This window comes from Cereibacter changlensis JA139 (genome assembly GCF_003034985.1).
GTDB lineage: Bacteria > Pseudomonadota > Alphaproteobacteria > Rhodobacterales > Rhodobacteraceae > Cereibacter > Cereibacter changlensis.
Map to the genome: position 1 here is coordinate 46,182 of NZ_PZKG01000018.1, position 6,677 is coordinate 52,858.

Consider the following 6,677-nt stretch of genomic DNA (forward strand, 5'->3'; position numbering starts at 1 on the left):
ATCAGTCGCCCACAAAATATGGGACGATACCGCCTGTTTTCGGCGGTATTTCGCTGGGAACGCTGGATGTGGGGGTTACCAGTTGTCCTTGAACCATTTGAGCGCCCGCTTCAGCGACCGCGCCGGGTAACGCTCGGCGGGGATGTCGAAATCCCACCATTCGTCCTGCGGATGGGCGGCGAAGAGGCAGAGCCCGACGGCCGAGGCGAAGGCCGGTCCGGTGACCGCCTGCGGCAGGCCCTGCACCCGCAGCGGCCGGCCGAGGCGGACGCGCTGGCCGAGGATGCGGGCGGCCAGACCGTCGAGCCCGGGGATCTGGCTGGCGCCGCCGGTCAGGACGATCTGCTGGCTGGGGAGATGCTCGAAACCGGCGGCGTCGAGCCGGGCGCGGGCCTCCTCGAGGATCTCCTCGACGCGGGGGCGCATGATGCCGATCAGCTCGGTGCGGCTGACGGTGCGGCGGTCCTTTTCCCAGTCGCCGGAATCGGCGCCGATCTCGATCATGTCGCGGTCGTCCATGCCGGTGGCATGCACCCCGCCATGCTTGGTCTTGATCCGCTCGGCCACGGCCAGCGGCACCTGCAGGCCCTTGGAGATGTCGGAGGTGACATGGTCGCCGCCCATCCGCACCGCGTCGGCATAGATCATGTGCTTCTTGATGAAGACCGAGATCCCGGTGGAGCCGCCGCCCATGTCGATGCAGGCGGCGCCCAATTCCTGCTCGTCCTCGACCAGACTGGAGACGCCGGAGACATAGGCGGAGGAGGCGATGCCCGCGAGTTCCAGATCGCAGCGCTTGATGCAGTAGAGCAGGTTCTGGATCACGTCGGCCTCGACCGACAGCAGGTGCATGTCGCAGGCCAGACGGTTGCCGATCTGGCCGCGCGGATCGCCGAGGCCGGTGCGGTGGTCGAGGGCGAAGTTGACCGGCTGGGCGTGCAGCACCTCGCGGCCCGGGCCGATGTCGGGCACGTCGCAGGCGGCGAGCACCCGGGCCACGTCCTGTTCGGTAACGACCGAATCCTGCAGCTCCCATTCGCCGGCAAGGCCGTAGCTGCGCGGCTCGGCGCCGGAGAAGCAGGCGATGACGTGATCGACGCGGACATTGGCCATCTTCTGCGCGGCCTGCACGGCGGTGCGGATGGCGCGCTCGGTCTCGTTCATCACCGAGATCTCGCCGAAGCGGACCCCGCGCGAGCGGGTGGTGGCGGCGCCGATCACCCGGAAGGAGGATTGCCCGGCCATGGAGCCGACCCCGTCCTGCTCGCGCAGCCGCTCCGGCCCGTCGAAGCGCAGGATCAGGCAGGCGATCTTCGAGGAGCCCACGTCGAGAATGGCGATCACGCCGCGCTGCATGGCGGCCTGACGCATGTTCCGCATGGCCCGTTGGGACTGGTACAGGTCGGTCATAGGTCGCTCTCACTTGTATCTATGCCCCGCGAGCGCCGCAGCTCGCCCAGAGCGAAGGGGGCAAGCCGCAGGACGGGGCGGTCCTGAATGCGCAGATCGATGGAAAGAACGTCACGGTCGAGCAGCTTCTGCGCCTGATCGAGCGCAATCGCCCGCTCGAGCGCCTTCACCGGGGCCTCGGTCGGAAGAAGGATGCGCTGGCCGCGGTCCAGCACCAGATCCCAGCGCCGTTCGCCCATGCGGACGAGGCCGCGCAGCCGGGGCAGGATGGGTTTCGCGGCGGCGAGCAGTTCCAGCGCCTCGGCGGCGGCGAGGTCGGCGCCGTCGCCCGCCACCAAGGGCAGGTCGGCGCGGTCCTGACGGGTCTGGATCATCGAGACCCGGCGGCCGTCATGATCGAGCAGGGCGAGTCCGGCGGCGGAACGCCAGACGATGACCGGCACCCGCTCGGTCACCTTCACCTCCAGCACGCCGCCGGAGCGCACGCGCAGGTCGGCCTTGGCCACGGCGTCCAGCGTCTCGATCCGCTGGCGCGCGGCGCCCAGGTCGATGTCGAAGGAGGAGAGCGGCAGCTTCAGCGCCATCGCCTCGCGGATGCTGTCGGACAGGCCGGGGGAGGCCCCCTCGACCGACAGCAGCGAGACCATGAACTCGGGGCGCTGCTGGAAGGCGTCGATCATCGATTCGAAGCCGCCGGCAAGCTCGGCGCGGCGGGCGTCGCTGGCGAGGTAGATGCCGATCAGGAAGACGATGCCGAAGGCCGGCAGGCCAACGCGCATCAGGGTGCGGAACAGCGGCGTCAGCCAGAGCCGCTGCATGCGGTAGGCGGCGCGGCTGGGCGCCGGGTCGCGGCGCGGCGGGGTGGCGCTCAGCGATTGCATGAGGCGTCCTCCACGATCCAGGCGCAGAAGTCGGCGAAGGACATCCCCGCACGGGCCGCCTGCTCGGGGGCGAGCGAGGTCGGAGTCATGCCGGGCTGGGTGTTGGTTTCGAGAAGGATTAGCCCGTCGAGGCCGCGGCTTTCGTCCCAGCGCAGGTCGGTGCGGCTGATGCCGCGGCAACCGAGCGCCTTGTGGGCGCGTTCGGCGTAATCGAGGCAAGCGGCGGTGATCTCGGCGGGCAGGTCGGCGGGGACGACGTGATGCGAGCCGCCGGCCTTGTATTTGGCGTCGTAGTCGTACCAGCCGGTGGTCACGATGTCGGTGACGTTCAGCGCGCGGTCCTGCATCACCGTGACGGTGAGTTCGCGGCCCGGGACGTAGGTCTCGACCATGACGGTCGCCGGCATCTCCGGCCCCAGCTGAGGCGGGGAGTTGGCGGCCTCGTTCACCAGATAGACGCCGACCGAGGAGCCCTCGTTGTTGGGCTTCACCACATAGGGCGGCGGCAGGACGTGGCGCTGACGGACCTCATCGGCGGAGGCGAGCACGCTCGTCACCACCGGCAGGCCGGCGGCGGCGAAGACTTCCTTGCTGCGGGCCTTGTCCATGGCGAGGGCCGAAGCCAGCACGCCGGAATGGGTATAGGGGATGCGGAGCCATTCGAGCAGGCCCTGAACGCAGCCATCCTCGCCCCAGCGGCCATGCAGGGCGTTGAAGACGGCATCGGGTTTCAGCTGGACAAGCGTCTGCGCGAGGTCGGGGCCGGCATCGACCTCCGTCACCTCAAAGCCTGCGTCCCTCAGGGCTTTGGCGCATTCACGCCCGGAGACAAGCGACACCTCGCGTTCCGCGGAGGGGCCACCCATCAACACTGCCACCCGGAGGGATGCCTTGCCAGACATTCCCGCCATCTACTGCCTCATCGCGCCTATTGTCGGCTGCGTTATTCTTGATTTTGTCTTCGTTTATTCTTCTGATCTTACAGGTGCTTCGCCCACCCGCATGATTTCCCATTCTAGCCTTATTCCGGCTGTCTCGAAAACCCTTTTTCTGACCTGCTCGCCCAATTCTTCCAGATCGGCGGCGGTGGCGCCGCCGGTGTTGATCATGAAGTTGCTGTGCATCTCGCTCATCTGCGCGCCACCCAGGCGGGCGCCGCGCAATCCTGCGTTGTCGATCACCTTCCAGGCCTTGAGATCCTGCACGTCGTCGGCACGTCCGGTGGAGGAGAATCCCGCGGGGTTGCGGAAGGTGGAGCCGGCGCTGCGCTCTTTCGTCGGCTGGCTCGCGTCGCGCTTGGCGAGCTGGTCGGCCATCCGGGCCTCGAGCGTTGCGGGGTCGCCGGGGGCGGCGCGGAAGCTGGCCTCGGTGATGATCCAGCCTTCAGGCAGCCGGCTCTGGCGGTAGGCCAGATGCAGGTCGGCGGCGGGGAGCGTCACCGCCCTGCCCTCGCGCGTCACGGCGCGGATCTCGATCAGGTGGTCGGCGGTGTAGCTGCCGTAGCAGCCCGCGTTCATCTTCACCGCGCCGCCGATGGCGCCGGGGATGGTGCGCAGGAAGGTGAGGTCGCGCCCGGCCTCGGCGGCCTTGCGCGCGACATGGGCATCGAGCGCGGCGGCCCCGGCGATGACGCGGTCGCCCTCGACGCGGATGGCGTTGAAGCCGCGGCCGAGGCGGATGACCACCGCGCGCAACCCGCCGTCGCGGACGATGAGGTTGGAGCCGACGCCGATCGGGAAGACCGGGATGCCGGGGTCGAGGGCTGCGAGGAAGTCGCGGAGATCGGCCTCGTCGGCGGGCTGGAACAGCCAGTCGGCAGGACCGCCGACGCGCAGCCAGGTGAGATCGGCCAAGGGGCGGTTGGCGGTGAGGGCACCGCGGACGGGGGGGAGGGACAGGTCGGTCATTCGGGACGCTCCGGCTGGCGGCGCAGCCAGCGGATCAGGTAGATCACCGGCCAGCGCAGGATCGACACCCCGGCGGCGAGCACGATCATCCCCCAGTAGGGGCCGTTCTGATAGGTGACCCAGCCGATCAGCGGGATGCCGCAGGCGATCAGCAGGAAGGCCGCGGGCCAGTGGGTGCGCTGCGGCAGCATCGCCGCCACCGAGGCGACGACGGCCCAGATGCAGGCGGCGATCAGTGAGGGGCTCATCGGTCATCCTCCCGCGCGGCGGCGGCGCGCATGAGACGGCTTGTGGCAAAGAAAAGCGGGCGACGGAACATCGACAGGACGGCGAACAGGGCGGCCAGCGTGGGAAGCAGGCCGTGGGAGGCGGCGATCGCCCAGAGCAGCGGCGGGGCTGCGACAAGGAGGGCGAGGCCGGGGATTATCTGTGCCCGCATCGGCAGGAGCGCCGTGCCGGTGGCCGCAAGCACCCAGACGCAGCTGAGGACGAGCGGCGGGCTCATCAGAGGGCCCGCATCACGCGGCGGCCCCCATGAGCCGGGTGGGCAGGCCGTTGGCCCAGGTCGAGATGGTGCCCGCGCCGAGGCACACGACCATGTCGCCGGGCCGCGCCTGCTCGCGCACCAGCCGTTCGAGGTCTTCCTCGGACAGGATCGCACGGGCGTGGCGGTGGCCGTGGGCGATCAGACCCGCCACCAGATCATCGCGGCTCGCGCCCGGGATCGGCTCTTCGCCCGCGGCATAGACCTCGGCGATGGCCACGACATCGGCTTCGTTGAAGCAGGTGCAGAAATCGTCGAACAGCGTGTGCAGCCGGGTGTAGCGGTGCGGCTGGTGCACGGCGATCACCCGACCCTTGGTGGCCTGACGCGCGGCCTTCAGCACGGCGGCGATCTCGACCGGGTGGTGGCCGTAATCGTCGATGATGGTCACGCCGTTCACCTCGCCCACCTTGGTGAAGCGGCGGTTGACGCCGCCGAAAGCCGCCAGTGCCTCGCGGATCTCGGTCTTCTTCATGCCGAGATGGCGGGCGACGGCGATGGCCGAGAGCGCGTTCGAGACGTTGTGGTCGCCCGGCATCGGCAGGACCATGCCCTCGATCACCGCGCCCTCGCCCTCGCCCTGCAGCGCCACGTCGAAATGGGCCGAGCCGTTCTCGTAGCGCAGGTTGATGGCGCGCACGTCGGCCTGCGCGTTGAAGCCGAAGGTGACGATGCGGCGATCGGTGACCCGGCCGACCAGCGCCTGCACCTCGGGGTGGTCGGTGCAGCAGACGGCGAGACCGTAGAACGGGATGTTGGTGACGAAGTCGTAGAAGCCCTTCCTGAGCGCGTCGAAGGTGCCCCAGTGCTCCATATGCTCGGGGTCGATGTTGGTGACGATGGCGATGGTCGCGGGCAGGCGGTTGAAGGAGCCGTCCGATTCGTCGGCCTCGACCACCATCCACTCCCCTGCCCCGGCGCGGGCGTTGGAGCCGTAGGCATGGATGACGCCGCCGTTGATGACGGTGGGATCGAAGCCGCCCTTGTCCAGGAGCGTGGCGACCATGGTGGTCGTCGTCGTCTTGCCGTGGGTGCCGGCGATGGCGATGTTGGAGCGCAGCCGCATCAGCTCGGCCAGCATCTCGGCCCGGCGCACCACCGGCAGGCCGCGCAGCCGGGCCTCTTCCAGTTCGGGATTGCCCTTCTTGATGGCGGAGGAGATCACCACCACCGCCGCCTCGCCGAGGTTCGCGGCCTTCTGCCCCTCGAAGAAGGTCGCGCCCAATTGCACCAGCCGGTCGGTGATCTTCGAGGCCTTGGCGTCGGAGCCCTGCACCCGGTAGCCCAGCGTCATCAGCACCTCGGCGATTCCCGACATGCCGATGCCGCCGATCCCGACGAAATGGATGGGGCCGAGCTCGCCCGGCAGTTTGGTCGCGGCGTTCATGTGGTCTCTTTCCTTGCAAGGTGCTCGACCACCTCGACCAGCCTTTCGGTGGCGTCGGGGCGGCCATGCGCCAGCGCGTTGCGCGCCATCTGCTGCGCCGCCTTGGGCTGGGTCAGCACGGCGGTCATGTGCAACCTCAGCGTCTCGGGGTCAAGCGCGGATTCGGGGATCAGGATCGCGGCCTCGGCCTCCACCAGCCCGCGCGCATTGGCGCTCTGGTGGTCGCCGGTGGCGGCGGCGAAGGGGATCAGGATCGAGGGGCGGCCGATGATCGAGATGTCGGCGACCGAGGAGGCGCCCGAGCGCGAGATCACCAGCTGCGCCTCGGAGAGGCGGCGCGGGATGTCGGCGAAGAAGGGCTGCACATCGGCGAGGATGCCCGCCTCGGCATAGGCGCGGGTCACGCGGTCGAGGTCTTCGGCCCGGGCCTGATGCGCGACGCGGACGTTGCCGCGCAGCTCCTCCGGCAGGCCGGCGATGGCCTCGGGCACCACGTCGGAGAGGATGCGCGCGCCCTGGCTGCCGCCGATGACCAGCAGGCTCATCGG

The 6,677-nt window shown here is 69.3% G+C and carries 8 protein-coding genes; all 8 read right to left on the reverse strand.

Features of this window, described 5'->3' with window-relative positions; all coding sequences use genetic code 11:
* Positions 1 to 75: 75 nt before the first annotated feature.
* A complete protein-coding gene (ftsA, locus tag C5F48_RS06265) occupies positions 76 to 1,410 on the reverse strand; it encodes a cell division protein FtsA (protein WP_107663056.1) in 1,335 nt (444 codons plus the stop codon).
* Positions 1,407 to 2,291: a cell division protein FtsQ/DivIB gene (locus C5F48_RS06270; RefSeq protein ID WP_107663057.1), complete on the reverse strand. Its 885-nt coding sequence runs from the start codon at positions 2,289 to 2,291 to the stop codon at positions 1,407 to 1,409. The genes ftsA and C5F48_RS06270 overlap by 4 nt, the downstream gene beginning before the upstream one ends.
* Positions 2,279 to 3,202, reverse strand: coding sequence for a D-alanine--D-alanine ligase (locus C5F48_RS06275; RefSeq protein ID WP_107663058.1), 924 nt, complete (start codon positions 3,200 to 3,202; stop codon positions 2,279 to 2,281). Before C5F48_RS06275 ends, C5F48_RS06270 begins: the two co-directional genes overlap by 13 nt.
* Positions 3,203 to 3,256: 54 nt before the next feature.
* Positions 3,257 to 4,198 carry a UDP-N-acetylmuramate dehydrogenase gene (gene murB, locus C5F48_RS06280; protein ID WP_107663059.1) on the reverse strand — a complete coding sequence of 314 codons (942 nt, stop codon included), beginning with the start codon at positions 4,196 to 4,198 and terminating at the stop codon, positions 3,257 to 3,259.
* Entirely contained in the window at positions 4,195 to 4,446 is a 252-nt protein-coding gene (locus C5F48_RS06285; protein WP_107663060.1) for a DUF2484 family protein, read from the reverse strand. Before C5F48_RS06285 ends, murB begins: the two co-directional genes overlap by 4 nt.
* On the reverse strand, positions 4,443 to 4,703 hold the full coding sequence (locus C5F48_RS06290; protein ID WP_181247673.1) for a DUF2484 family protein: 261 nt from the start codon (positions 4,701 to 4,703) through the stop codon (positions 4,443 to 4,445). Before C5F48_RS06290 ends, C5F48_RS06285 begins: the two co-directional genes overlap by 4 nt.
* A 13-nt stretch (positions 4,704 to 4,716) precedes the next feature.
* Entirely contained in the window at positions 4,717 to 6,129 is a 1,413-nt protein-coding gene (gene murC, locus C5F48_RS06295) for a UDP-N-acetylmuramate--L-alanine ligase (RefSeq protein WP_107663061.1), read from the reverse strand.
* The coding region (locus tag C5F48_RS06300; protein WP_308812742.1) for a glycosyltransferase at positions 6,126 to 6,677 on the reverse strand (552 nt) is incomplete at its 5' end. The genes C5F48_RS06300 and murC, both read right to left, overlap by 4 nt.